The organism is Halomicrococcus pelagicus, assembly GCF_050954125.1.
The window spans coordinates 766,076-790,748 of record NZ_JBPBWC010000001.1 but is presented as its reverse complement, the minus strand read 5'-3'; the positions used below and the strand labels follow the sequence as shown (position 1 = coordinate 790,748).

The window sequence follows — 24,673 nt, the reverse complement described above, 5'->3', positions numbered from 1 at the left end:
CGTCCGAACCCATCGACAGTGACTCGCGTCTGTCTCGTCGGCTCCGACGACGTGGACCTGCGTGCTGAACTCCTCTCCCGGGAGACGGCGCGCGACGCCCTCGCGACCTACGACCTCCGGGAGCCGTACCGCAACTGCCTCGAACTGGAGACCATCAGCCTCGGCGCGGCCGTCTCGCTGCTGAACGACCTGAACTGGTATCTCGTCCGGTTCGCCGACGACGCCATCGTCCGAGAACCGAGCGTCAGCGACGAGGAGTGGCTCTCCAGGGACCTCGCCGCGTCCATCCGGGACGGCGAGGTCCGGCCCGCCGAGACCGACGCCCTGCTCGAAGTGTACGGCGTCACCGACGAGGGGGAACTCGTCGAACCGATGTACGTCGCCCGGGCCGACGGCGAGGTCCCGGAGTACGACCTCCAGGACGTCCCCGAGACGCTCGTCGTCCGGGTCACCGAATCGGAGTTCAGGAACTGAGCGTCTCCCGCCGGGCGCACGCGACGCCGAGCGATGCGGATACGTCGTCGACCGCGGTTGCGTCGGAGACGGTGTCAGTCGAACATGCCGGTCGAGAGGTAGCGCTCGCCGCTGTCGGGGAAGACGGTGACGACGAGCGGGCAGTCGTCGTACCCCTGCTCGGCGCCGCCGTCGGACGACACCGTGGCGTCGTTCTCGCCGTCCGCGTCGCTCGCCACCTCGCTCCAGTCGTCGGGCACCTCGGGGCAGTCGAGTTCGGGTTCCGCGATGCGCTCGGCGACCCGGGTCGCGGCGACGCTCGCCGCGCCGGAGGACTGACCGACGAGGATACCCTCCTCTCGGGCGAGTCTGCGGCACTCGTCCTCGGCGTCCTCCAGCGCGACCGTCTCCACGGCGTCCACGAGGTCGGTTTCGAGCAGGTCGGAGACGAAGCCCGGTCCCATCCCCTGGTAGTCGTCGTCGCCGGACTCGCCGGACGAGAGCACGGCGTTGCGCTCCGGTTCGACCGCGACGACCTCCATGTCCGGGAACTCCTCCAGCAGCCGGGAGGCGGTGCCGGTGATGGTGCCGCCGGTGCCGACGCTCACGACGAGGGCGTCGACTTCGCGGCCGTCCACCTGGTCCAGTATCTCCTCGGCGGTAGTCCGGTAGTGCGCCTCGGCGTTCGCCGGATTCTCGAACTGGCCGAGCTGTATCGCGCCCGTCTCCTCGGTGAGTCGGTCGGCGCGGTCGCGAGCCGCCTCCATGTCGCCGGAGACGAGTTCGATGTCCGCACCGTAGGCGGCCATCACCTGCCGTCGCTCCGGTGACTTCGACTCGGGCATGACGATGGTGAGGTCGTACCCCCGCGCGGCGGCGACGATAGCGAGGCCGATACCGGTGTTCCCGCTCGTCGGTTCGACGATGCGGTCGCCCGGCGAGAGTTCGCCCGCCCGTTCGGCGGCCGTGACCATCGCCTGGGCCGGGCGGTCCTTCGCCGACCCGCCCGGGTTGAACGCCTCGACCTTCGCCGCGACGGTCGCTCCTTCGGGAGAGCTGACGTGGACGAGCGGCGACCCCACGGCGTCCAGGATGCTCTCTTTCATTGGTCCACGGTAGGACGTGCGAACGTAAACCCCTAGCGGACAGCGGCAGTCGGTGCCGGAAGTACGTACACTAACGTCCGTGACAGTCCGTGCCGCGCTCGATACCGTGCCGCAAGGCGCGCACTTAACTACGTCGGGTCCAAATCCGGGGACATGGAAATGACCGAACCGAATCCCACGTGGGACGCGGCGGAACACAGCGAGACGGTCGACGCGTTCGAGGCCGCCATCGGCGAGGTGTCCTACCACGTCTGGGGCGCGGACTGGTGTGGAGACTGTCACTCGGAGCTCCCCGACTTCTTCGCGGCGCTGAACGCCGCCGGCGTCTCGGAGGACAGGGTGCAAGTCCACGAGGTCGACGAGAACAAGGACGGCGAACTGGTCGAGGAGTACGACGTCGAACTCATTCCGACCATCGTCGTCGAGCGTCAGGGTGAGGACGGCGAGGAAAGCGAGGAAGTCGCGCGCTTCGAGGAGGAAGAGGAGCGCCCGGCCGCGGACTACCTCGCCCGGCAGATGATAGACGCGAACGTGCTGGCCTGACGGCGCGACTGCTTTTCCGCTACTCCGGTGCGAGGTCGGCCGCCCACTCCAGCGCGGCGTCGACGTCCGTCACGGGCGGCGAACAGGTGAACGAGCGACAGACGTACAGCGTCGGCTCGTCGTTCTCCTGCTCCCGGTTCGCCCAGACGGGTGGCGCTTCGTCGAGGTCGAGAGCGTCCAGCCACGCGGCCAGTCCCTCCTCCGTCGGCGGGCGGCGCGAGAGGAGGCGGGTCGGAAGGTACGCCTCGGCGATGCGCCCGCGCCACCGCTCCGGCAGTTCGTCGGCGACGACGGTCATCTCGAGCGACCCCCCGGCGTAACGGTCCGCAGCCAGCGAGAGCGTCGCGTGCTGGAGGGGGTTGGATTCGACCGTCCTGGCGTGGGTTTCGAGGGCGCGTTCGGCCACGTCGGCGAACCGCTCGTGCGGGACGAAATGCGATAGCGAGAGCAGGGTGTCGACGGCGACGCCGAGGCTGGACGGCGTGGACTGGTCCGAGAGCTCCTGGGGCCGGGCGACCAGGCGCTCGCCGCTCTCGGGCGTGAAGTACAGCGTCCCGGCGTCGTCGTCCCAGAACTCCGACTCGATGGCGCGCGCCAGATCGACAGCGAACCCAAGGTGGTCGACGTCGCCAGTCGCCTGGTAGCAGTCCAGCGCCCCCCGGGCGAGGAACGCGTAGTCCTCGAGGTAGCCGTCGATGCCCACGTTACCCTCCTTGAACCGCCGGTGGAGTTTCCCGGCCTCGTCGTCCCAGAGGCGTTCACGAGCGAACTCCAGGGCGTCGACCGCGAGGTCCGCGTACGCCTCGTCCAGCACGAGGCCGCCCTCGGCGAGCGCGGATATCATCAGCCCGTTCCAGCCGGCGAGAATCTTCTCGTCGCGGGCGGGCCGGGGGCGCTCGCTGCGCGCCTCGAACGCCTGGCGGCGTGCCTCGTCCAGCAGTTCAACCGTCTCGCTCCCGTGGAGGTCGTACTCCTCGGCGAGCGCGTCGATGGACTCGCTGACCGTCAACACCGTCGACCCCTCGAAGTTGCCGGACTCCGTGACGCCGTAGCGGTCGCAGAAGAGGTCGGCCATGAGGTCGGTCTCCACCGCTTCGCGCACCCGTTCGGGAGTCCAGACGTAGAACTTCCCCTCCTCGCCCTCGCTTCTGGCGTCGAGCGTGCTGTAGAACCCGCCGTCGGGGTGGCGCATCTCGCGCTCGACGAACCCGAACGTGTCGTGTGCGACGCTGGCGTACCGCTCGCCGCCGGTCACCTGGTAGCCCGCGAGGTAACACCGCGAGAGTTCGGCGTTGTCGTAGAGCATCTTCTCGAAGTGCGGAACGATCCACTCGCGGTCGGTGGCGTAGCGGTGGAAGCCGCCGCCGACGTGGTCGTAGAGACCACCGTCGGCCATCGCGGTCAGCGCTTCGAGGGCCACGTCGCGGTACTGGGCCGTCCCCGTCCGGTCGGCGGCGCGCAGCAGGAGGTGGATTCGCCCGGTCTGGGGGAACTTCGGCCCGTTCGTTCCGAAGCCGCCGTACTCGCGGTCGGCGCTCCGGACCGCCTGCCCGGCGGCGGTGTCGAGCAGGTCGCTTCCCGGCGCGTCGCCGGCCGCCGGCGTCGACTCCAGTTCGCCCTCGATGGCGTTCGCCCACTGCTCGGCCCGGTTCTCGACCTCCTCCCTGTCCTGCTGCCACGACCGTCGGACGTTCTCCAGCACGTCGACGAATCCCGGCTGGCCACGCTTGGCCTCCTTCGGAAAGTACGTGCCGACGTAGAACGGCTTGCCGTCCGGCGTGAGCCACGCGGAGAGCGGCCAGCCGCCGTGGCCGGTCACCTGCTGGCAGATGGTCATGTACAGCGAGTCGAGGTCGGGTCGCTCCTCGCGGTCGACCTTGATCGGCACGAACCCGTCGTTCAACACTTCCGCGACTTCCTCGTCCTCGAAGCTCTCCTCCGCCATCACGTGACACCAGTGGCAGGCCGAGTAGCCGATAGAGAGGAAGATGGGGACGTCGCGCTCCCGCGCCGCTTCGAGTGCCGCGTCGTCCCATGGCTGCCAGTGAACCGGGTTGTCGGCGTGCTGGCGGAGATAGGGACTCTCCTCCTCGTCCAGTCGGTTTCGGCTCGTCGGGTCGGTCATGGGCGGACCTTGGGCGTCGCGCCACGTAAAACCGTTACTTCGCCGAAGGCGGCCCGTCCGCCGGTGGCGACCCCGACGCAGTTCGCCACACTCCTCATATCGGTGGAGAGTGTACTCGAAGGGGTATGTCACAGACAGGCATCTCCGACGAGTTCGCGGACCAGCTAGTGAGCACCTGCCGTCCCGCGGTGGGGGACGCGCTCCGGAGCGTCGTCTACTTCACGCCCGACGCCTTCGACGTGCTGTACGTCCGCAGCGACCTGTACGACGGCGACACCGAGAAGGCCCGCAGCGCGAAGGCGGTCTTCATCGAGAACGAGCGCCTCGGCTTCTCCTCCAGCGAGACGTACAACGAACTGTCACCGGAGGAGGGGATGGAGCCCGACATCGGCGAGTACGAGTTCACCGTCCGGGTGTTCTCCGACGGGTTCGTCAACCGCGTCGTCGTCGGCGACCACGGTGTCCTGCTGACGACGAACCAGCTCTACCTCAACGACTTCGAGGAGCTGGCGGTGTCGCTGCGCAACCAGCTCGCCGAGCGGCCGGGAGACTGAACGGCGAACGCCGAGACCGCGAGCGCGACGAGCGAGGCCGGAGCGGGTTTCGTCGCCGACGAGACGGCCGTGGGTTGACACGTTCGTGCACACTCACCACCGAAACGATAGCAACCTTTACACTCCCGTGCCTATTCCCCCCTGACATGAGCGAAACGGTACTGCTGGTCGGCGGCGGCGGCCGCGAACACGCTATCGCCCGAGCGCTGGCCGACGGCGACGCCGAGGTGCACGCCTGCGCCGGCAATCGGAACCCCGGCATCGCCGCGGTGGCGGAGTCGTTCGAGACGCTGGAGACGACCAACTCTACGGCCGTCGCCGCCTTCGCCGAGGAGGTCGGCGCGACCCTGGCCGTGGTCGGTCCGGAGGGGCCGCTCGAAGCGGGCGTCGCCGACGCGCTCGACGACGCCGGGATTTACGCCTTCGGCCCCCGCGAGGCGGAGGCGCGCATCGAGACGGACAAGGCGTTCCAGCGGCGGTTCATGCGCCAGAACGACATCCCCGGCTGTCCGGAGTTCGAGACGTTCGACGACACGACGGCCGCCTGCGAGTACATCGACGAGTACGACGGCGATCTGGCCGTCAAGCCCGCCGGACTGACGGGCGGGAAGGGCGTCCGCGTCGTCGGCGACCAGGTGACCGCCGAGGAGGCCAAAGAGTACCTCCGGGACAGCGACTACGACCGCGTCGTCCTCGAGGAGCGCCTCGTCGGCGAGGAGTTCACGGTGCAGGCGTTCGTCGCCGACGGCCAGTTGCGCGTCACGCCGGCGGTCCAGGACCACAAACGCGCCTACGAGGGCGACGAGGGGCCGAACACCGGCGGGATGGGGAGCTACAGTGACGCCGGCCTCGAACTCCCGTTCCTGACGGAGGACGACTACCGCGAGGCCGTCTCCGTTCTCGAAGCGACCGTCGAGGCCCTCGACGGCTACAAGGGCGTCCTCTACGGCCAGTTCATGCTCACCGCCGAGGGCGTGAAGGTCGTCGAGTTCAACGCCCGGTTCGGCGACCCCGAGGCGATGAACACGCTGCCGGTGCTCAACACCGACCTGCTGGACGTGCTCGTCGCTGCCCGCGACGGCGAGGACCTGCCGCAGCTATCGTTCGCGCCGAAAGCGACCGTCTGCAAGTACGCCGTCCCGGAGGGGTACCCGACCGACCCCGAGGCCGGCGCGAAGGTGCGAATCGACGAGGAGAGCGCGGCCCGGGTCGCGGAGGGGAGCGACGGCGAGGCCATCCTCTACTACGCCAGCGTCGACGAGCGCGAGGACGGCGTCTACACGACCACCTCGCGGTCGTTCGCCGTCGTGGGGGTGAGCGACACCATCACGGACGCCGAACGCGTGGCGGAGGACGCGCTCGCGGTCGCCGGCGAGGAGGGCCTGCGCGTCCGCCACGACGTCGGGACCGAGGACCTGGTCCAGCGCCGCGTCGACCACGTCGCGGAACTGCGCGGCGAGTAACTCGCTCGAAACCGGCGTCAACCGCGGTAGGCTCGCCCTGTCGACGGTCAGCCGTTCCATAACAAAACCGAAGCCTGTCGATTCCCGACCATGGTAGCCGACCCCACCCAGTACGACGACGCGCTGTCGACCGACGACGTCTTCGACCTGCTCGCCGACCAGCGTCGCCGAAACGCCCTCGCCGTCCTCCGGGACCGGGACCGCGCGATGGCGCTTCCCGAACTCGCGGCCGAGACGAAGGCCCGATGCGACGCCGACCCAGACCGCCAGGCCGTCGAGGTGAGTCTCCACCACGCGCACGTTCCGCGTCTCGCGGCGGCCGGCGTCGTCCGGTACGACGGGAGTCACGTCGAGTTGACCGACGCGGCGACGCAACTGGACCCCTTCTTCGAACTGGCCGAGGAGTAGTTTCAAGCCCTCGCGGCGTCTACCCCGGTGCGTGACCGACGACGACACGACGCGCCGCCACGACCGCATCTCGCACCACGCGACGCCGGGCGGTCGAAACTCCCTGCAGTACTGGACCGAGGCCCGCAATCCGCTCCGGGTCGCGCTTCACTACGCCGTCATCTGGCTCGTGCGCGTCAACCCGAGTCTGCGACTCAAAAACTGGTTGCTCCGCCGCATCGGCGTCACCGTCGGCCGGGGCGTCTCGTGGGGCTTAGAGTCGACACCGGACGTGTTCTGGCCAGATCTCATCACCGTCGAGGACCACGCCATCGTCGGCTACGACGCGACGATCCTCTGTCACGAGTTCCTCCAGAACGAGTACCGGACGGGCGAGGTGGTCATCGGCGAGCGCGCGATGGTCGGGGCGGGCGCGATAATCCTTCCCGGCGTCGAGATCGGAGCGGGTGCGAGCGTCGCCGCCAACTCGCTCGTGACGCGGGACGTGCCGCCCGGCGCGACGGTGGCCGGCGTCCCGGCGCGAGAGATGTCGACCGAGAGCCTCGCGGACGACTGATCAGTTCCGGAACCGAACCGCGCCGTTTCGCATGACGACGTGGTTCGGCACGATGAACTCCTCGTCGTCGTTCTCGATGCGCGTGACGAACATGTCGACCTCCTGTACGATGCCCCGGTTGTCGGCGACGCGAATCTCGTCGCCGATACCGTACGGCTGGTTGAGCAGGAGGTAGATGCCCGCGGCGCCCGACCGCAGCAGGTCCCAGAACGCGACGACGCCGAAGGCGATGACCGCGAGCACGTACGCGGCGAACAGGACGATGAGGGTCAGCGTGGCGACGCCCACCTGGCTCAGGGCGATGAGCGAGGCGACGTAGACGATGCTGTACTTGACCAGTCGCGGAATGACGCTTATCTCGGGCAGTTTGACGCTCCGCAGGCGCTCGCTGACCAGCAGCTCCGCCTTGTCGGCGACGACGAAGCCGAGGATGAAGACGAGCGCGGCGACGAACAGGTGCGGGACGAAGAGGGTTATCTGCCAGAACAGCTGGGTCGACAGCGGGAGCTCCGCCGTGTTGAGCGCCAGCAGGATGGTGACTCCGTAGATGAACCAGGACGTGATGCGGGCGATGAGCGCGACGGTCGTCGTCCCAAGGCTCCGGGCGGTTCGCTCGAAGGGCGTCCCTTCGACGACCTCGGGGACGCCCGCGGCACGGAGGACGCGCTTGTTGAGGCGACCGAGCAGGTAGCCCGCGATGCCGCCTCCGATGAGGATGAGGGCGGCCAGGACGATGCGGTACTCCTCCTGGAGGATGACCTGCCAGTCTACTGCCATCAGTACTCCTCCGGATCCAGTTCCAGAATCAGTTCACCGCCCTTGAACGCCCGGACGAGGCCGTCGCTCTCGGAGAGGACGATGGCCGTCGCGTTCGTGTCGCGGGTGATGGCTCCGGCGGCCATGTGGCGCGCACCGAGACCCTTCGGGATGTCGACGCCCTCAGCGGAGGGTTCGAGATAGCGGTACGCCGAGACTATCTTCCCGGAGTCGCTGATGACGAACGCACCGTCGAGACGAGAGAACTCCTTCAGCATCACGTTCACGATGGGGTCGCCGACGTGGACGTGACTCTTCTCGAACGGGTTGTACGAGAGCGGGCGGGACTTGTTCATCACCTTGCCGGCGTCGCCCACGACGAACAGCGCGCCGACGGGTTTGCCCTTCTGGCCCTTCTTCCCGAGTTCGATGGCGACCTCGAACACGTCGCGGATGACGCCGGGGTCGGCCCGCGAGTTGGCGAATAGGTCGTAGATGCCCGAGTGGTCCTCCTCGTCCGCGCGGACGCGGGAAATCGTGTCGATACTGTCGTTGAACACGTCAGTCGCGCAGACGACCAGGTCGCCGTCCTCGATAACTCCCTGTTCCAGCCCGCCCTCGAGGCCGAACCGGACGCGGTCCCTGACGTTCTCGAACTCCACCGGTAGCTCCACGAACTCGTTCGCGCCGACCTGGTTGTCCGTTCCGACGACGATGAGGTCCGGGTCGGTGAGGTCGGTGAACCGCTCGTAGTACGACCCGCTGGGGGAGAAGAGAAACACGGCGTCCGCGTCGTCGACGATGTCTCCAAGAAGGTCCGTGAGGTCAGCCATTAGGCGGTTTCACTCAATCATTCGAGAAAAAGGTTGTGGGCTGCGTGTCGTCGGCCCGCTCCGACCGTCGAGAACGTCCTTCTCGGCGTTCGAACCGGGCGTCCGGCGGACGTCGAGTCAGCGGCGCTCCTCGATGCGGTGCATCTGCTCGCGGTGGAGCGTCACGATGAGGTCCGAGAGCACGCCGAAGATGAGCAACTGGACGCCGAAGAGGATGGAGACGCCGGCCACTATGGCCAGCACCTCGTGGGAGACGCTCCGGGTGACCCACTCGACGCCGACGTAGACCCCAAGCAGGACGCCGAAGAGGCCGCTCGACAGGCCCATGACGCCGAAGTACACCAGCGGGTTGTTCGTCTTCGCGAGCTGGTACAGCGTCAGGACGATGTTGCCGCCGTCCCGCAGCGGATGGAGGTTCGTTTCGGAGTCCTCGGGGCGCTCCTCGTACTGTACGGGTACGACGGTCGTGGGAAGGTCGTGACGCACGCACTCGACCGCCATCTCGGTCTCGACGCCGAACCCGTCGGCGTCGAGGCGGAACCGCTCGGCCGACTCGCGGGTGAACGCCCGGTAGCCGCTGAGGATGTCCTTGAAGTCGCGGCCGTGGATGACCCGGAACGCCCGGTTGATGGCGCGGTTGCCGAACGTGTTCAGTCGCGTCATCGCCCTGTCCTCCATCTCCGCGAAGCGGTTGCCGACGACGTGCTCGTACCCGTCGTCCAGCGGTGCGAGCATGCGCTCGGCGTCGTCCGGACGGTACGTGCCGTCGCCGTCGAGCATCAGCACGTACTCGGTCTCGATGCGTCGGAGTCCTTCGCGAATGGCCTGTCCTTTGCCGGTGCCCGTCTGTTCGACGACGCGCGCACCGTGCTCGGCCGCCACCTCCGCCGTTCCGTCGTCGGAACGACCGTCGACCACGAGGACGTTCGTGTACCCGCGTTCGCCGAACTCGTCGACGACTTCGCCGATGGTCTCGGCCTCGTTCAGCGTCGGAACGAGCACGCACACGTCCTCCGGGTCGGGCATTATCGGGACGATAGAGTTGGGATGCTAAAAGCCCAACCATTCAGGACCGCCAGCAGTTCGAAGGGCTGGCGCTCGTTGCTGGCGGAGTTATGATGTATCCGATTTAATAAACCACAAGAAACTTAACCTATAGGAGATCTGGTTAGACCAATGCAAGTCGGTATCGACCCTCAACAGCTCGGACTCGAGTTCGGTAGCGGTGCCCTCATCGGCGGTATCATCGGGTTCGCAGCCAAGAAAGTGGCCAAACTCCTCGCCATCATCGTCGGTCTGGAACTCGCCCTGTTCAAGTTCCTGGAGTCGCGCGGCATCATGTCGGTGGACTGGGAGAAGATCTCGGCGGGCATCCTCAAGACGGGCGAAGCCGCCCAGGGTGGCGCGCCGCCCTCCTGGGTGGCGACGCTGCTGTCGACGCTGTCGATAAGCGGTGGCTTCGCCGGCGGCTTCATGGTCGGCTTCAAGAAGGGATAGTTCGGCGTTCTCGGCGCTCTCTCGTCGCGGCGCGGAACAGGCGGTCTTTTCACCGGAGAAACGGTCCCAACGGCGACCCGGAGGGCTGGGTGGCGGGCGACGCCAGCCCCGGAGGTAGGCGAAAGCGCCAAGTCCGACGATGCGCGATTGTCACGCATGCCCAGTCAGGATTGGACGGACATGATAGTCGGCGACCGGATGGCGGTCGACCGGGAGTTCTCCCAGCGCGTCACCGACTCGGAGTTCTCCCGCCAGGAGTGGGGCCTCGTCATGACCGCCGTCGAGTTCGACATCGAGCATCCCGGCGACGACGAGCGCGCGAAACTCGTCGCGGACACGAGCAAGGTCGAGCAGGTGATGCCGGAGATGGAGTCGATACAGTCGCAGATGAACGCGATGGCCGGCGGCCAGCGCAAGAAAGAGAGCAGGGGAATCTTCTCGTCGGTCAAGGACGCGCTCGGTCTCGGCGGCGGCGGCGGTAGCGGCGTCGACCAGGACCGCCTCGCGGCGGCCGAACGCCTCGCTCAGGAGTACGCCGACGAACTTCAGGAGCGCCTGGAGTCCCAGGGCAAGTGGAAGCGCGTCCGCTCGGCCGTCAGCGAGTAGCGATGGAGCTGGCACCCGGTGCGTGGAGGTACGCCACCCCGCCCTTCGTTCTCGCCGGTCCACTCGGACTGCTCTCGCCGGTCGCGACCCTGCTCGCGCTCGGACTCGGGGTCGCCGTCCTGCTCTTCTTCCGCGACCCCGACCGAACGCCGCCCGCGGAGGGCGTTCTCGCGCCGGCGGACGGCCGTGTCTCGGTCGTCCGCGAGGAGGGCGACCGCGTCCGCGTCGGCGTGTTCATGAACGTCACCGACGTGCACGTCAACCGCGCGCCGATGGGCGGTGAGGTCGAGTCGGTCGAGCACCACGCCGGCGCCCACCGGCCGGCGTTCAGCAAGGAGTCCGACCGCAACGAGCGGGTCCACGTCCGCTTTCCCGACCACGACCTGACGCTGATAGCGGGTGCGTTCGCTCGCCGCATCCACCCGTACGTAGAGGCCGGTGACGACGTGGGTCGCGGCGACCGGCTCGGCCACATCGCGTTCGGCAGTCGCGCCGACGTTCTGCTACCCCCGGCCCTCGACCGCTCGGACGTCAGGGTGGGGAAAGGCGACCGCGTGCGCGCGGGCGAGACGGTCGTCGCGCACCGCGAGACGAGCGAGTGACGCGACGCACAGTCGACACTGTGGACGGTACGTAGAGCCTTCACTATCGCTCCCGTCGTCGTCACCCCCGCCGAAAGAGATCAGTCGCTAGAGTAGTCGCCGCCGTGGAACAGCGTCAGTTCCTCGGCTTCGTAGATGTTGATGAGTTCGTTGACGATCTCGTCGTAGGACTCGTCTTCGACGCGGAGGCTGTCGAGGCGAGATACGGTCTCCTCGTCGAGTGTTATTTTGGGCATCGTTCTATTTTTGACCTCGAAGTTCTTTAAACTCTGCGGCGGTCCGGCGTCGTGGGCGTCGTTACCGTCCAGACGCTCTCTCACGGCCGTCTCGGCACCTCGACCGCCGATTCGTTTTTCCCGTTTTCGGCGCGTAACCGCTGCTTACCGGATTCGTAGACGTCGCTTGCTAATACGTATCTTAGACATGCGCTGCGGCAGGAGATGATTTCGTCCCGGTAGGTAGTGGATAACAAAGTGGTCGGACTCTCCTTTGTCGTATCGCCGAGGCCCAGCCATGACAGTCTCCAACGATCAGATGACGAGCGGAAACGACACAGTCGCTGAGAACCGTTGCCGAAGCTGCGGGTCCTTCGTCACTCGCGACTTCGCACGCGTCTTCGGGAACAACGAGAACGAGGTGTTCGGCTGCCTCGAATGCATGACCGCTACCGAGGTGAAAAAGGGGGGAGCGCGCGCCGAGGAGGTCGACACGACACAGCTCATCGGGGGACGCGAACCGCTCCGCTGAAATCCAGTACTTTCGGGGAGTGGAAGCCGACGAACGGCCGTGGTTTTCCTTTTGCGGTGAGAAGAGCGAGTCGAGGAGGGACGGGTAGGAGCGGGCCGGTGTCGTAGCGGTGCTACGGCGAGTTCTCGACGCGTCGGTCCTACTTGCCCTCGTTGCCGCGCTCGAACACGCCGTTCGCGTCGGGCGCCCCGCGAGGTGGCGTGTGGTCGACGTCCGCCATGGTGGGACGACGTCGGCTCCGGCCGCCGTCGGTCGCCACGCGCGGTCCCCGCGTGAACAGGTCCGTAGTCGCTCCGCGGTCGGTGTAGGGATGCGTGTGGCTCACGTCTCTCATCGTTCGCTGGTTCTCGGTCGATTCGGTCGGGTGCTGTCGGTTCGGTCGTGTCATCGCGTTGTGTCGGATACGGTCGGCTGTCGGTCGGAGGTCGGTGCGCGTCGAGACTGAGGTGGTGATAGGTAGGGGCTCAGGCCCCTACAATGAGGATAGAGTCGACAGCACCACCGCTCGCGACGGGAGAGCGCGACCGGGTGGGTGACTGTCGCATGGTAGTAGGTTCTCAATGGCCGCACCGATATAACAGTTGTGTACGCAACAACTATTGCGGCGCGTCGGGCGAGCCGCCGTCGACGGTCGATTCCGGCGGCGTTGGGCTCGGGTGTCGTCGACTCGTCCCCCGCTTTTCGCGTCGGCTGTAGCGAACGGGGCACGCAGACGACAGGTCAGGCGACTGGAGTTGCCCGAGGGCTTTTTGTCTCGGCCCGCCAGCGTTCAGCCATGGATGCGACGGAAATGGACGACGAGCAACGGCGGTACGACCCGGACGAAGACCACGCCTTCCCGGACGAGAAGCTGAACGAGGTGCTGTCGTTCATCGACGACGACACCGAGATTCAGACCTATCTCAGGGCCCAGAACGTGAACGCCGTCACGCGGAAGGGGTACAACGACCACGGCGCGAAACACATCGAGATCGTCCTCAACCGGGCGCTCATCCTCTACGACCTCCTGAAGCGCGGCGGCGTCGAATTCAACGGCGCGAGCGACGAGGGCCTCGAAGAGGAAGACGAGAGCGTCATCATCGCGTTCGCGGCGACGCTACACGACATCGGCCACGTCGTCCACCGCGACGACCACACGTACTACTCGATTCCGCTCGCCGCCGACATCCTCGACCGCGTCCTGCCCAACTTCTACGACACCGAGGAGACCGTCCGGATGAAAGGCGAGATACTCCACGCCATCCTCTGTCACCACACCGAGGAGGACCCGCTCACGACGGAGGCGGGGGTCATTCGCGTCTCGGACGGCCTCGACATGGAGCACGGTCGCTCGCGCATGCCGTACGAGAAGGGTGGCCGGGGCATCAACACGGTCTCCAGCCAGGCCATCCGGAAAGTGAGTCTCCAGCAGGGCGAATCGGTCCCCGTACTCGTCGAGATAGAGATGCTGAACGCGGCCGGCGTGTTCCAGGTCGACAACCTGCTGAAGGCGAAACTCCACAACTCCCGACTCGAAGACGACATCCGCATCGTCGCACTGAACGTCCGCGAGGGCGGCGACCAGCTCGTCGAGCGCGTCGAACTGTAGACGCTGCCGCCGACGTCTCCGCGTCCCCGTGGCGGGAGATCGACCGCGGCGCAGACGTCGGCTCACTCGACGGTCGCGTACACGTCGGTGAGCTTCTCGACGGCGCGCTCGACGCTCAACGCCTCGCGGCGGGCGAGGCAGGCCTCCCGCAGTCGTTCGCGCTCGTCCAGCGCCCGTCGGATGGCCGTCCGGAACCCATCGACGTCGCCGCTCTCGAAGTGATAGCCGGTTTCGCCGTCGTCGACGGTGTTGGAGAGCGCGCCCGCGTCTGCACCCACGACGGGCGTCCCGCAGGCGTTCGCCTCCAGCGCGACGAGCCCCTGCGTCTCGACCGGACTCGGGAACGCGAACACGTCGAGCGCGGAGTAGAACGCCGGCAACTCCTCGCGGTCGAGAAAGCCGAGGAACCGGACGTCCGCGTCGACGGCCCGGGCCTGGGCCTCGAGCGACTCGCGAGCCGGGCCGTCGCCGCCGAAGAGCACGGTCACGTCCATCCCGTCTGCGGCGGCCACCAGCTCCGAGAGGCGCTTCTCGAACCCGTGTCGGCCCGTATACCCTACTAGCGGTCGGTCGCCGTCGACGTCGTACTTCCGACGGAACGCGTCGGCGTCGACCGGTCGGAAGCGTTCGACGTCGACGCCGTTCGGGACGACCCGGACCGGCGCGTCGACGCCGAGTTCCTCGACGACGTGGTCGCGCGTCGCCTCGCTCGGCGCGAGGACGGCGTCGGAGTGGTCGAAGAACCAGCGCTCGTACGCCTCGGAGGTTCGCTCGATGACCCTCGCGACGGAGTCGGAGGGAACGAGGTAGTCGGCGTACTCGCTCGTCGGCGTGTGATAGGAAGTTACGAACGGGCGGTCGCGCTTGCGGGCGAGCCGGAGACCGCCGACTCCGATGCCGAACGGGGTGTGAGAGTGGACGACGTCCACGTCCATGTCGGCGACGCCGGCGGGGATGTACGGCGCGCCGAGGTGGTAGCCCTCGTAGAACGGAAACGGAAGGCTCCTGACGGGGTGTTCACCCGGCTCCGGCCGGTATCCGTCGGCGCGGGGGTAGACAACCTCCATCCGACCGCCGTCGCGCTCCCAGCAGTCGCGCCACGACTTGATGGTGTACGTGACGCCGTTGACGGTCGGCAGATAGCTGTCGGTGAACGCGGCGACCCGTCGCATTACTCGGTCCTTTGTGAACCGGTAGTTAAGGCCTTGCGGAGTCGAATCGAACCCCTACCGCCGCCGTACGGCGGGCGTAACCAGGGACTCACGCGAGGCTCCGGTACAGCGCTTCCAGGTCGTCGCCGACGCGCTCGATGGTGAACTCCTCGCTTTTCTCCTTCGCGTTGCGTCCCAGTCGCTCCCGGCGGTCGGGGTCTTTCAGCGCGTCGAGTTGCGGCGCGAAGTCGCGCTCGGCTTTCAGGCAGTGGTGGCCGTCCTCCAGCCAGCGGTAGGTGTCGATGTCACGGACGACGAGCGGTTTGCCACAGCTCATCGCCTCCAGCAGCGCGATGCCCTCGTTCTCGTTCTTGCTCGGCCAGAAGAACACGTCGCCGGCGGCGTACGCGCCGCGGATGTCGTCGACGTACCCGGTGAACGTGCAGTTGTCGGGCGCGCTCTCGACCAGTTCCGTCGTCTCCCGACTCCTGAGCAGTCGGTCGAGTTTGCCGCCCGTCGGGTTGAGATAGCCGAACCAGACGAAGTCCAGTTCCGGCATGGCGCGGGCGGTCTCGACGAACGACTCCAGGCCCTTCCGCTTGATGACGTGGCCGACGTTGAACACGACCGGTGGGTCGAGGTCGTACCGGTCGAGATACTCCGCGCGCAGGTCCTCGTACCCCGTCAGCAGGTCCGGGTCGAACCCGTTGCTGACGACGGTCTTCGGGGCGGCGGGGGCGTACTCCTCGACGACCGCCCGGTTGTGTTCGGACGGACAGACGAGGTGGTCGCCCAGCGAGTAGGCGTACCGGAGGTACGGTTTCATCGGCCGTGCCAGCGCGTTCGAGAAGGCGAAGCTCTCCCGGAAGTCCTCTGCGGTCTGGTGTGTGTGGATTAGCACGCGACAGTCCCGCTCCCGTGCCCGACGGGCGTAGTAAAGCGAGCGCGGCCCCATGTTGTTGAGATGGAGTACGTCGGCGTCGAGAACCGGCTCGGTGGTGTACTCGATACCGCGACGGTCCATCACCTTGCGCTGGTTCTTCACCGACTGGGCGTGACCGCCAGTGATGTACTCCTCCCACTCGAAGTAGTGGCTCACGAGCATCGGTGCTCACCGTCGAATCCCCCGACGCCGCGGCGGTCGTCCGACCGCCCGCCGCCGCAGTGTCCATCGTCACCACGATCGTGGAGCGTGCGCACAGGTCGGTGATTGCGTGGCCGGCCATTAATCCTGCCGGAACGACGGCGGAAAGCCTCCCTTGAATGACCATAAAGTATTTGTTGAAGCAAGAATATGCCTCGCATGGGGCAACACAGGAACCTTCTATCCTTGTCCTGTCTCGCCCCGGAAACCCCCACCCCCCCATTCCCGATGACAATAGCCGAAGAGCGCATCGAGCGTCTCGCCTCGCTCGCCAGGGACGCCGCCGCCGACTGTTACGACGACCGTGCGCGGACGTACGTCCGCCGTGCACGTCGCATCGCGGAGCGAAATCGCCTCTCCCTTCCTCGGGAGTTCGAGCGGTTCAGCTGCGACGCCTGCGACGCCTACCTCCGTCCCGGTAAGAACGCTCGCGTCCGAACCCAGGACGGCCACGTCGTCGTCACCTGCGACTGCGGCAACCAGTCACGATATCCCTACCGTTCCTGACCACCGTCCCGAATAGGTGACGGTATTCCGAACCGTTTCTCGCGTAAGACGTCGTTTCTCGGGGAACGTTCGATTCACGTCGACCCGGCGGACGCGTTCTCGATGGAGCTGACGGCCCAGTCCCCCACGGTCGCGTTCCGAATCCGCCCGCGCTCGACGGACGAGTTCTGGATTACGACGTCGGGTCGCGGGTCAGCCGAAGCGTTCGCCACGGTCTCGTTCACGACCGGCCCGTCCGAGCGCGGCGGCACGGACGTGTTCCGGACGGACAGGTTCTCGACGACGAGCCTGTCGAGGGTGGCACCGTCGACGGTCACGTTCGCGAGGATGTGACGGTCGACGACCTGGTCTTGCACGCCGGGGTCGACCAGGTCGCCGCCGGGCACGTCCCAGATGGAACGGTTGCGGACGACCAGCGTGTCGGCGGTGACGTTCAGTAGCGAGCCGTTTACGACCTTCATCTGCGCGATGGAGACGTTATGCAGCGTCACGTTCTCGCGCGTCTCACCGCCGACCCGGAGTCGGCGGACGACGACTTCCTCGACCGTTCCGTTCCGAATGGTGGTGTTGCGCAGCACCCACCGGCGAACGGTCACGTTGTCGATGGAGACCTTGTACTGGAAGCCGCGGCGAAGCGGCTCGTCGACCGTTCGGGTCGGCGCTGTGACGGAGTCGGACGTGTCGTCGGTGCGCGTCAGTCCGCCGGCAACCGCGGGAGCGACTGCAGACAGAACGAGCAGGACCGACAGGGCCACTGCGACGCGCTCGCCAGTCTTCGTTCTCATACCTGCCCAGGTACTGCGAGCGCGACCAAAAACCGACCCGACCGTTTCGACGCGCCGCCGGGATTAGTCCGCCGTTTCCGCTCACTGCACGCTGATGTGCGCGGCGAGGTCGTCGCGGATGATGGTGTCGCAGTACTCACAGCGGACGCCGTCGGGCAGCACTTCGAACTTCGAGTCGACGGGTTCGTCCGCGGTGGAGATGCAGTTGCGGTTCGGACAGGAGAGGACGCCGACGACGCGTTCGGGGCGTTCGAGTCGGTGCTTCTCGACCACGTCGTACTCGCGGATGATGTTGATGGTCGCGTCGGGCGCGATGAGCGAGAGCACGTCCACCTCGTCCTGACTGAGTTCTCGCCCCTCAACCTTCACGATGTCCTTGCTCCCCATCCGGTCGCTCGGGACGTTCATCCCGACGCTGATGGCCTCGCCCTCGCTGCCGTCGATGCCGAGGATGGCGAGGACGTTCAGCGCCTGACCGCCCGTGATGTGGTCGATAACGGTGCCGTTGTGTATCTTGCTGACGCGGAGTTCGTGTTCACTCATCGTTCGACAGTAGCTGGTCGAGCAGGGCCATCCGGACCGGGACGCCGTTGTGCGCCTGCTCGAAGTATTTCGCCTGCTCGGTGTCGTCCACCTCGGGTGCGATCTCGTCCACTCTGGGGAGCGGATGCATGATCGTCAGGTCGTCGCTGGCGGAAGCCAGCGTCTCCCGGTCTATCTGGTACTCGCCGGCGATTTCGCGGTACTCGTTCTCGTCGGGGAAGCGCTCGCGCTGGATGCGCGTGACGTACAGCACGTCGAGGCTCGGCAGGACGGCGTCGAGGTCGGTGTGCTCGCGCACCTGCGCGCCCTCCTCGTGGAGGTCGTAGCGGACGCTCCGGGGCAGTTGGAGGCTCTCCGGGCTGACGAAGTGCTGGCTCGCGTCGAAGTTCGTCAGCGCGTGCGCCAGCGAGTGAACCGTCCTGCCGTACTTCAGGTCGCCCATGATGCCGATGGTGAGGTCGTCGAGGCCGGCGTTCTCCCTGATGGTGTAGAGGTCGAGCAGCGTCTGGGTCGGGTGGTGGCCCGCGCCGTCGCCCGCGTTCAGCAGGGGAACGTCGACGAACTCGCTGACGAGTTTCGACGACCCCTGGCTGGGGTGGCGGAGCACGAGCGCGTCGGCGTACCCCTCGATGACCCGGGCCGTGTCCGCGAGGCTCTCGCCTTTCTTCACGCTGGAGGACTCGACGGGCCCCATGTCGACCACGTCGCCCCCGAGGCGTTTCATCGCCGTCTCGAAGCTCATCTTGGTCCGGGTGCTCGGTTCGTAGAACATCAGTCCGAGCAGCGCGGACGGATGTCGGTCCCCGAACGACGACGGGTCGTCGGCGAACTCCGCCGCGCGGTCGAGGACGGCCTCGATGTCCTCCCGCGATAGCTGTCTCGTGTCGATGAGGTGGTCGTGCCGCATCGATTGGAACGCGGTCGTCGCGCGCCTTGAATGTCACTGTCCACGTTCGTGGTGAACTGACCGACTCGGTCCGGGAGAGAGGTACACGTCGATGCAGTTCTCGACCGTCGTACCGTAGCTTCCCGGCGACGTTTCGCCGACTGAACCTCTCTCCCCGAACCTTCAAATACCGAGGCGGGACCAACCCCGGCATGCTCGCCGTCGCCGGAGGCAAGGGCAGATGCGGCAAGACGACCACGACGCTCGGACTCGGGGCAGCGCTCGGACGAACGGGACGTGAAACGCTGGCCGTGGACGCGGACCGGGACATGCCCGACCTGCACGTGGTCGCGGACGTTCCCGCGGAACCGAACCTCGCCGCGCTCGCCGACGGGAAACCGGTCGAGAGCGCCGCCCACCCGCCGCCGGCCCTGCGGGGCGTCGAGGTGGTGCCGGCACCGCCGGCAACGGGCATGGACGCGTCGCTCTCGACGGCGCTCCCGCGCGTCGCGGACGCCGCAGACCGCGTACTGCTGGACTGTCCCGCCGGCGCTGGGCCGGCCGCCGCAGTGCCGTTCCGGCACGCCGATAGCGTACTCGTCGTGACGACGCCCGTCCCGGCGTGTCTCCGCGACGCGGCCAAGACCGCCGCGATGGCCCGTGCCCTCGACACCGACGTCGCCGGCGCGGTACTCACGCGCGCCGAGCGCGACCCGGGAGGCGTCGAGCGTCTGCTGGACTGTCCGGTGCTGGCGACCGTCCCCGATGTCGACGCGAACGCCCCGACAGCGGCCGGCGACCGTCGGGATTCAGGCCGACGAGTGCTCGCCGCGGACGCGGTGGAGCGGGCGTACGACCGCCTCGCCGCAACGGTCGTGTCCAAACACTTATGAACGCTCTCCGAATTGTCGGAAGTATGGTAGAGCGGCTCTCGACGGGCGTTCCCGTCCTCGACCGGAAGCTCGACGGGGGGCTCCCGGCCGGGAGCACGGTGGCGCTGTCGGCCCCGCCTGCGAGCCAGTCAGAGCTGCTGCTATACGAACTCACCGCGGCACGGTCGACGCTGTACGTCACGACCGACCGCGACGAGGCGGCGGTCGACGCGGCGTTCGAGCGCGCGCCGGGCCGGACGGGGTCGCCGGAGGTGCGGTACGTTCCGGGCGACGCGCCGCTGGAGCACGCTCGACGGCTCTTCCGCCGGCTTCCCGCCGAGTCGACGCTCGTCGTCGACCCGGTGGATTTGCTGGAACGTCAGGACGAGAGCCGGTATCGGAACTTCCTGCACGACCTCCAGCATCACGTCCAGACGAGCGACAGCTTGGCGGTGTTGCACTGCCTCGACGGGCGGAACGTCCCGGACCAGCGCGACGTGACCGAACACGTCGCGGACGTCGTCCTCCAGTTACACACCGAAATCGCCGGCGACCGCGTGGAGAACCGCCTCGCGGTGCCGAAGTTCCGCGGCGGGCGCGCGCTCCCCGAGACCATCAAGCTGGAACTCGCCGAGAGCGTCTCCATCGACACCAGCCGCGACATCGCGTGAGGAGAGCGCAAGCGCCAAGTCGCACGCACCCGGACCGACAGACGAGACGCCATGTACGAGGCCGTTCACGCCCGCCCGGATGGAGACAGCACCGTCGCGCGACTGGCGGCCACGGCGGCCGAGTACGGGTTCGACGGCGTCGTCGTCCGAAACCACGGCGACGCCCGCGTCGACGACGGCGTCGACTTCGAACGAGTGGCGACGGAGTACGACGTGGACGTCGTCGACGGGCTCGAAATACAGGCCGACGACCCTTCGCAGGCCAGCGGCCACGTCGGCAACTTCCGGCCGAAGACGACGGTGCTGCTGATGCACGGCGGGACGACGACGCTGAACCGGTTCGCGGTCGAGGAAGAGCGCGTGGACGTGCTCGCGCATCCGATGCGCGGCCGGGGCGATTTCAACCACGTGCTGGCGAAAGCGGCGGCGGAAAACGGCGTCCGCGTCGAGTTCGACCTATCGCGCGTGCTCCGGACCGACGGCGGCCCTCGCGTGCAGGCCCTCCAGGACCTCCGGAAGCTCCGGGAACTGGTGACGAAGTACGACGCGCCGTTCGTCGTCAGCGCGGACGCTCGCTCGCACCTCCAGTTGCGCGCGCCGCGGGAACTGCTTGCGGTCGGGAAGGCGGTCGGGTTCTCGCGCGAGCAGGTCGAGACGGGCCTGTGCGAGTGGGGCCGCGTCGCCGAGCGAAACCGCGAACGGCGGTCCGACGAGTTCATTGCTCCGGGAGTGAAACGGGGCCGATATGAAGAGAACGATTGAGGAACACGCCGACCGGTTCTCGGACATCGCAAGCGACTACGACGACTCCCAGGACAGCGAAGAGTACCGCGCCTGCGTCAGTCTCGTGGTCGAACACGCCCGCGAGGCGCTCCGTGCATCCGACAACCGCATGGTAGCGGACCTCGGAACCGGGACGGGAGCTATCGCGCTCGCGCTGGCCGAAGAGGCCGACCGCGTGGCGGGCCGCGACATCAGCGACGGGATGCTGGCGAAGGCCAGAGAGAAAGCCGACGAGCGCGGCCTGGACGACGTCGAGTTCGGCGAGGGGCGGTTCCGCGACCCGAACGTCGACGCCGCGGACGTCGTCGTCTCGAACTTCGCGATGCACCACCTCAGCGACGAGGAGAAACGCGAGGCCATCGCGGCCATCGCCGACCTCGACCCGCGAACGTTCGTGCTGGGCGACGTGATGTTCTTCGGGACGCCGGACCCGGACGAACCGTTCTACAGTCCCGAGGTCGACGACCCCTCGACGGTGGGCCACCTCGCGGACGCCCTGACCGACGAGGGATTCGCGCTGACCGTCGTCGAGCGCGTCCACGACCAGGTCGGCGTCCTCGTCGCCGAACGCCGCGACGGGTGACCGGACGGTCCCGTAGCCGAGAGGCGAGCGCTAGTCCTGCTGTTTTTCTCGTGCGGGCGCAGGGGGACTCAGTTCGATACCCACGTCTTCGGGCGTCAGTCGGTCCGGCAGCGCCTCGTCCCGCTCCCCGGTAATGTCGGCGAGGACCTCTTTCAGATACGCGTTGAACAACTCGGGGTGTTCGCTCATCGGGAAGTGACCGATTTCGGCCGCCTCGACTGCGACGGCACCGTCTCCGACACCCTCGGCGGTTTCCCTGCCGTCTTCGGGCGTAGTGAGGTAGTCGTACTCGCCGTTGACGATGTACAGCGGGCACTCGTCGGCTTTGACCTGATCTAGCTTGTCGCGGTAGTCGTGGTCGATCGAGTAGTAGTAGAGGTCGCCCTTGAATACGCCCGTCGCCCCCTGTTCGTAGAGGTACATCGTTTCTCGGCGCATCTGCTCCGGACTCTGCGGTGCCATCAGCCCCCAGCAGGAGTAGGCGTTTACCTCCGTCGTGTTGACGTGCGGATGGTCGAGCCAGTCGATGTAGAAGCCGGGGCTGTACGCGCCACACTCCAGTCCGATGAGAGCGCGGAATCTGTCCGGATACCAGTCAGCGAGTTCGAGCGTGACGTTCCCGCCCATCGACGACCCCATGTAAATCGGATCGTCGAGTTCCAGGGCGTCTGCCAGCGCGACGAGCGTCTCGGTGAACTGCTCGGCCGTCAGAGTGTAATCTTCCTCCCACCACGACTGGGTCGTCGGCGGAACCGATTTCCCGTGGAACGGGAGGTCGTGGGCGATGACGCGGAAATCCTCGGTTATCTCCTCGTCGGTGAGGACGTGGCGCCACTCCTGGCAGTTGTTGCCCGCCGTGTGTTGGCACAGCAGCGGAATGCCGTCTTCCGGACCGTTCTCTTCGAAGTAGATTCGATGGTCTACTCCCCCGACTTCGGTGTGAACGTACTTGCCCGTGATCGGTTCGATGGCTCCCTCGTCGGCCATGTTAGCTCCCTCCGTCGTTGTGCGCGACGCGCATCAGGTCGAGAGCGCGCTGGAACGGTCGCAGGTTCTGGAAGATCTTCTTGTTGTTCCCGGTCATCGTGAGGTGCCCGTCCTCGTTTCTGACCGCGGTGCGATAGTGAGAGGCGATTATCTCGTGGTTGAACGCCGGCGGCGTCTCCCGAACGAACTCCTCCCACGCCTCCCGGTCGCCCTCCACGCCGAACGACCAGCGGTCGTTCAGCGTCGGATTCGGGACCACCTCCTGCACTTTACCGCCGTCCATCTCGACCAGAAAGCGTTCGTCTCCGATCTCGACGTAGAAGTTGTCGTCGAACTTGTCGTGCCCCCGAACCTGCATCTCGGGGTCGTCGTTCACGGTTTCTTTGTAGCGTTCCCACCATTCGTGGCTGGCAAGGTCCAGGTCGTTCATCTCTCCCCCTCCCCGACGAACGACGACGCCGACTATCATAATAATAGGGCTCGGTTAGCCGTCGATACGTACGGAGCCGAAATCCGAGCGGACAAGACGATTTCGGCCGTCGTTCGAACTGAAACGGCCGTTCGGAACGTGCGTCCGTCGTCAGGTACGGTAGGACGATGGTCGACCCCGGCTTCCGGTCCCATCGATTTCGGGGACTTCTGCCCATGACGCCCGTCCCGTCTCCGAAACAGTGCCGGGAACGAAAGGGATTTAATGTGTTAACGCTTAGCACATCGGGAGGTCAAGCCGATGTCCGACAACGCCACCGAAGACGGAAGGTTGGACCGTGCCGAAAGCGAACTCCCGGCACCCGCCGAGCCGACGGACTCTATCGAGACGTACGAGACGGACGACGGCGTCGTATTCTACGACGCCCGAAATCCGCTCGGATGGCTCAAGGCATCGGCCACAGTGACGCTCGAAGACAACGTCTGAGCGCGACTCCGAACGTTTTTCCTGCCGCCCGTATACGTGTCGAATCCGTGCTCGACAGAGACGACGAGCGGTCGTCCGACCTCGGCGACCAGGGGACGACCGACATGCCGGGCCAGATAGACGACCCCTCCGAGGACCTCATTCCCAGCGCCCCCCAGGTGCGCGACTACAGCGAGGTGGACGCGCCACGCGAGCTACGCAACGAGTTCTGGGCGCAGGTCATCCTCTTCAACGTCGCCCTGTTCGCGGTCAGTCTCGGACTGATGTTCGTCGGTTTCGAGGGGCGCTGGGAGCTCGGCGGGGGGCTCGTCCTCGTCGGACTGTTCGCGTTCGCCCGCGGCTACCATCGGTACCGGGCCTTCCAGGCCGACGCGGAGGAGTCCGACGCGGACGAGTCTGACGAGGACTGACACGACCCCGAGAATCGCGGCCGTGGACCCCGTCGCAAGGACTAACCGCGAGCGCGGGCTACGCCGACGCATGCGAACAGTCCGGGACGAGTCCGGCGACGTCTACCTGCTCCTCAAGCGGTCCGACGAGTCCAGCCTCGTCCGCGACCCCCGCTCCGGCGAGGAGACGTACCTCGACAACGACCGTCTCGAACTCGCCGCCGACGACGCCGTGCTGGAGACGGCAGCGCTCGCAGTGCCGTCCGCCGTCCGCCGGGTGCTGACCGCCGTGCCGAACGAGCGCGCGCTCGGCCTGCTGGTCGCGCTGGACGACCGCGGTCCGCTTCCCGTCCGCGAACTGCTCGACGCGACCGACCTGTGCGAGAGCGACCTGCACGGACTGCTCGCCGAGTTTCGCGCCGCCGGCCTGCTCGAAGAGCGTCGCGTCGCCGGCGAACGCGGGTACGCGACCACCGACGCGGCCGCGGACGCGCTCGCTTCGCTGACCCGTTCCAGCGACGCGTCCGGAGGCCAAGACGACGCTCCCTGAGCGGCGCGAGTCGCAGCTTGCTGGGTGCAGATGCGGACGCGAGCGAGGCTGCGCTCTTCGGTGGACTCG

At 67.0% G+C, this 24,673-nt stretch carries 33 protein-coding genes; 19 read left to right on the top strand and 14 right to left on the bottom strand.

Translation table 11 applies throughout. The features are described from left to right. Positions 1-18: 18 nt before the first annotated feature. Complete coding sequence (locus ACRYA2_RS04455) at positions 19-474, top strand: DUF5804 family protein (protein WP_433624600.1); 456 nt, start codon at positions 19-21, stop codon at positions 472-474. Positions 475-548: 74 nt separating this feature from the next. Here the strand turns inward: ACRYA2_RS04455 and ACRYA2_RS04450 are convergent, their stop codons facing one another. Next, a complete protein-coding gene (locus tag ACRYA2_RS04450; RefSeq protein WP_433624598.1) occupies positions 549-1,559 on the bottom strand; it encodes a PLP-dependent cysteine synthase family protein in 1,011 nt (336 codons plus the stop codon). Between the two features lie 153 nt (positions 1,560-1,712). Here ACRYA2_RS04450 and ACRYA2_RS04445 point away from each other — a divergent pair, with 153 nt between their 5' ends. Continuing rightward, the gene (locus ACRYA2_RS04445) at positions 1,713-2,102 is read left to right on the top strand and encodes a thioredoxin family protein (RefSeq protein ID WP_433624596.1); all 390 of its coding nucleotides are present in this window, start codon (positions 1,713-1,715) and stop codon (positions 2,100-2,102) included. A 19-nt stretch (positions 2,103-2,121) separates the two neighbouring features. Here the strand turns inward: ACRYA2_RS04445 and ACRYA2_RS04440 are convergent, their stop codons facing one another. Further along, positions 2,122-4,227: a thioredoxin domain-containing protein gene (locus ACRYA2_RS04440; protein ID WP_433624594.1), complete on the bottom strand. Its 2,106-nt coding sequence runs from the start codon at positions 4,225-4,227 to the stop codon at positions 2,122-2,124. A gap of 125 nt (positions 4,228-4,352) precedes the next feature. Between ACRYA2_RS04440 and ACRYA2_RS04435 the strand changes: the two genes are divergently transcribed. The 4 genes from ACRYA2_RS04435 to ACRYA2_RS04420 all read left to right on the top strand — a co-directional run bounded on the left by ACRYA2_RS04435 (position 4,353) and on the right by ACRYA2_RS04420 (position 7,208). Then, positions 4,353-4,781: a DUF7522 family protein gene (locus ACRYA2_RS04435; protein ID WP_433624592.1), complete on the top strand. Its 429-nt coding sequence runs from the start codon at positions 4,353-4,355 to the stop codon at positions 4,779-4,781. Positions 4,782-4,927: 146 nt separating this feature from the next. Further along, entirely contained in the window at positions 4,928-6,244 is a 1,317-nt protein-coding gene (gene purD, locus ACRYA2_RS04430; protein WP_433624590.1) for a phosphoribosylamine--glycine ligase, read from the top strand. Between the two features lie 90 nt (positions 6,245-6,334). Then, positions 6,335-6,652 (top strand): DUF7344 domain-containing protein, encoded by a 318-nt coding sequence (locus tag ACRYA2_RS04425; protein WP_433624589.1) that lies wholly within the window; start codon positions 6,335-6,337, stop codon positions 6,650-6,652. Positions 6,653-6,683: 31 nt separating this feature from the next. Then, complete coding sequence (locus ACRYA2_RS04420) at positions 6,684-7,208, top strand: acyltransferase (protein WP_433624587.1); 525 nt, start codon at positions 6,684-6,686, stop codon at positions 7,206-7,208. Here the strand turns inward: ACRYA2_RS04420 and ACRYA2_RS04415 are convergent, their stop codons facing one another. From ACRYA2_RS04415 to aglJ, 3 genes are all read right to left on the bottom strand, one after another. Then, positions 7,209-7,985: a mechanosensitive ion channel domain-containing protein gene (locus ACRYA2_RS04415; protein WP_113275824.1), complete on the bottom strand. Its 777-nt coding sequence runs from the start codon at positions 7,983-7,985 to the stop codon at positions 7,209-7,211. Continuing rightward, entirely contained in the window at positions 7,985-8,797 is an 813-nt protein-coding gene (gene dacZ, locus ACRYA2_RS04410) for a diadenylate cyclase DacZ (protein WP_433624584.1), read from the bottom strand. Before dacZ ends, ACRYA2_RS04415 begins: the two co-directional genes overlap by 1 nt. Before the next feature lie 117 nt (positions 8,798-8,914). Then, positions 8,915-9,823: an S-layer glycoprotein N-glycosyltransferase AglJ gene (gene aglJ / locus ACRYA2_RS04405; protein ID WP_433624582.1), complete on the bottom strand. Its 909-nt coding sequence runs from the start codon at positions 9,821-9,823 to the stop codon at positions 8,915-8,917. 150 nt (positions 9,824-9,973) lie between these two features. On the opposite strand from aglJ, the gene ACRYA2_RS04400 reads away from it, so the two are divergent. The 3 genes from ACRYA2_RS04400 to ACRYA2_RS04390 all read left to right on the top strand — a co-directional run bounded on the left by ACRYA2_RS04400 (position 9,974) and on the right by ACRYA2_RS04390 (position 11,502). Continuing rightward, positions 9,974-10,294 carry an FUN14 domain-containing protein gene (locus ACRYA2_RS04400; protein ID WP_433624580.1) on the top strand — a complete coding sequence of 107 codons (321 nt, stop codon included), beginning with the start codon at positions 9,974-9,976 and terminating at the stop codon, positions 10,292-10,294. Positions 10,295-10,450: 156 nt separating this feature from the next. Then, positions 10,451-10,900 (top strand): DUF5799 family protein, encoded by a 450-nt coding sequence (locus ACRYA2_RS04395; RefSeq protein WP_433624578.1) that lies wholly within the window; start codon positions 10,451-10,453, stop codon positions 10,898-10,900. A gap of 2 nt (positions 10,901-10,902) precedes the next feature. Beyond that, complete coding sequence (locus ACRYA2_RS04390; RefSeq protein WP_433624576.1) at positions 10,903-11,502, top strand: protein sorting system archaetidylserine decarboxylase; 600 nt, start codon at positions 10,903-10,905, stop codon at positions 11,500-11,502. Between the two features lie 80 nt (positions 11,503-11,582). Here ACRYA2_RS04390 and ACRYA2_RS04385 read toward each other — a convergent pair whose 3' ends face one another. Next, a complete protein-coding gene (locus tag ACRYA2_RS04385) occupies positions 11,583-11,738 on the bottom strand; it encodes a DUF7557 family protein (RefSeq protein WP_433624574.1) in 156 nt (51 codons plus the stop codon). A gap of 277 nt (positions 11,739-12,015) precedes the next feature. Here ACRYA2_RS04385 and ACRYA2_RS04380 point away from each other — a divergent pair, with 277 nt between their 5' ends. After that, positions 12,016-12,249, top strand: coding sequence for a DUF7563 family protein (locus tag ACRYA2_RS04380; protein WP_433624572.1), 234 nt, complete (start codon positions 12,016-12,018; stop codon positions 12,247-12,249). A 139-nt stretch (positions 12,250-12,388) separates the two neighbouring features. On the opposite strand, the gene ACRYA2_RS04375 is transcribed toward ACRYA2_RS04380, so the two are convergent. Continuing rightward, a complete protein-coding gene (locus tag ACRYA2_RS04375; protein WP_433624570.1) occupies positions 12,389-12,637 on the bottom strand; it encodes a DUF7989 family protein in 249 nt (82 codons plus the stop codon). Between the two features lie 387 nt (positions 12,638-13,024). Here ACRYA2_RS04375 and ACRYA2_RS04370 point away from each other — a divergent pair, with 387 nt between their 5' ends. Beyond that, a complete protein-coding gene (locus ACRYA2_RS04370) occupies positions 13,025-13,837 on the top strand; it encodes an HD domain-containing protein (protein ID WP_433624568.1) in 813 nt (270 codons plus the stop codon). A gap of 62 nt (positions 13,838-13,899) precedes the next feature. On the opposite strand, the gene ACRYA2_RS04365 is transcribed toward ACRYA2_RS04370, so the two are convergent. Beyond that, positions 13,900-15,009, bottom strand: coding sequence for a glycosyltransferase (locus ACRYA2_RS04365; protein WP_433624566.1), 1,110 nt, complete (start codon positions 15,007-15,009; stop codon positions 13,900-13,902). Between the two features lie 88 nt (positions 15,010-15,097). Further along, entirely contained in the window at positions 15,098-16,093 is a 996-nt protein-coding gene (locus tag ACRYA2_RS04360; protein WP_433624564.1) for a glycosyltransferase family 4 protein, read from the bottom strand. A gap of 267 nt (positions 16,094-16,360) precedes the next feature. Here ACRYA2_RS04360 and ACRYA2_RS04355 point away from each other — a divergent pair, with 267 nt between their 5' ends. After that, a complete protein-coding gene (locus ACRYA2_RS04355; protein ID WP_433624562.1) occupies positions 16,361-16,639 on the top strand; it encodes a ribonuclease P protein component 4 in 279 nt (92 codons plus the stop codon). A 74-nt stretch (positions 16,640-16,713) separates the two neighbouring features. On the opposite strand, the gene ACRYA2_RS04350 is transcribed toward ACRYA2_RS04355, so the two are convergent. The 3 genes from ACRYA2_RS04350 to pyrB all read right to left on the bottom strand — a co-directional run bounded on the left by ACRYA2_RS04350 (position 16,714) and on the right by pyrB (position 18,874). Beyond that, entirely contained in the window at positions 16,714-17,424 is a 711-nt protein-coding gene (locus tag ACRYA2_RS04350) for a hypothetical protein (protein WP_433624560.1), read from the bottom strand. An 81-nt stretch (positions 17,425-17,505) separates the two neighbouring features. Further along, positions 17,506-17,967, bottom strand: a complete 462-nt coding sequence (pyrI, locus tag ACRYA2_RS04345) for an aspartate carbamoyltransferase regulatory subunit (protein ID WP_433624558.1) — start codon at positions 17,965-17,967, stop codon at positions 17,506-17,508. Further along, positions 17,960-18,874, bottom strand: a complete 915-nt coding sequence (gene pyrB / locus ACRYA2_RS04340) for an aspartate carbamoyltransferase (RefSeq protein ID WP_433624556.1) — start codon at positions 18,872-18,874, stop codon at positions 17,960-17,962. Before pyrB ends, pyrI begins: the two co-directional genes overlap by 8 nt. 191 nt (positions 18,875-19,065) lie before the next feature. Here pyrB and ACRYA2_RS04335 point away from each other — a divergent pair, with 191 nt between their 5' ends. Genes ACRYA2_RS04335 through ACRYA2_RS04320 form a run of 4 tightly spaced genes read left to right on the top strand, consistent with a single transcriptional unit; the run spans position 19,066 to position 21,762 of the window. Then, positions 19,066-19,746 (top strand): nucleotide-binding protein, encoded by a 681-nt coding sequence (locus tag ACRYA2_RS04335; protein WP_433624554.1) that lies wholly within the window; start codon positions 19,066-19,068, stop codon positions 19,744-19,746. Positions 19,747-19,769: 23 nt separating this feature from the next. Beyond that, a complete protein-coding gene (locus ACRYA2_RS04330; RefSeq protein WP_433624552.1) occupies positions 19,770-20,396 on the top strand; it encodes an RAD55 family ATPase in 627 nt (208 codons plus the stop codon). A gap of 51 nt (positions 20,397-20,447) precedes the next feature. Continuing rightward, on the top strand, positions 20,448-21,158 hold the full coding sequence (locus tag ACRYA2_RS04325) for an RNase P subunit p30 family protein (protein WP_433624550.1): 711 nt from the start codon (positions 20,448-20,450) through the stop codon (positions 21,156-21,158). Then, positions 21,142-21,762, top strand: coding sequence for a class I SAM-dependent methyltransferase (locus ACRYA2_RS04320; RefSeq protein WP_433624548.1), 621 nt, complete (start codon positions 21,142-21,144; stop codon positions 21,760-21,762). Before ACRYA2_RS04325 ends, ACRYA2_RS04320 begins: the two co-directional genes overlap by 17 nt. A 30-nt stretch (positions 21,763-21,792) precedes the next feature. Here ACRYA2_RS04320 and ACRYA2_RS04315 read toward each other — a convergent pair whose 3' ends face one another. Both ACRYA2_RS04315 and ACRYA2_RS04310 read right to left on the bottom strand, forming a co-directional pair. Further along, positions 21,793-22,749, bottom strand: a complete 957-nt coding sequence (locus ACRYA2_RS04315) for an alpha/beta fold hydrolase (RefSeq protein ID WP_433624546.1) — start codon at positions 22,747-22,749, stop codon at positions 21,793-21,795. A gap of 1 nt (position 22,750) precedes the next feature. Continuing rightward, a complete protein-coding gene (locus tag ACRYA2_RS04310) occupies positions 22,751-23,179 on the bottom strand; it encodes a hypothetical protein (RefSeq protein ID WP_433624544.1) in 429 nt (142 codons plus the stop codon). Between the two features lie 300 nt (positions 23,180-23,479). On the opposite strand from ACRYA2_RS04310, the gene ACRYA2_RS04305 reads away from it, so the two are divergent. The 3 genes from ACRYA2_RS04305 to ACRYA2_RS04295 all read left to right on the top strand — a co-directional run bounded on the left by ACRYA2_RS04305 (position 23,480) and on the right by ACRYA2_RS04295 (position 24,604). Next, a complete protein-coding gene (locus ACRYA2_RS04305; protein ID WP_433624542.1) occupies positions 23,480-23,665 on the top strand; it encodes a DUF7331 family protein in 186 nt (61 codons plus the stop codon). A 47-nt stretch (positions 23,666-23,712) separates the two neighbouring features. Next, positions 23,713-24,075: a DUF7322 domain-containing protein gene (locus ACRYA2_RS04300; protein WP_433624540.1), complete on the top strand. Its 363-nt coding sequence runs from the start codon at positions 23,713-23,715 to the stop codon at positions 24,073-24,075. 70 nt (positions 24,076-24,145) lie between these two features. Then, positions 24,146-24,604, top strand: coding sequence for a DUF7346 family protein (locus ACRYA2_RS04295; RefSeq protein ID WP_433624538.1), 459 nt, complete (start codon positions 24,146-24,148; stop codon positions 24,602-24,604). Positions 24,605-24,673 lie beyond the last annotated feature (69 nt).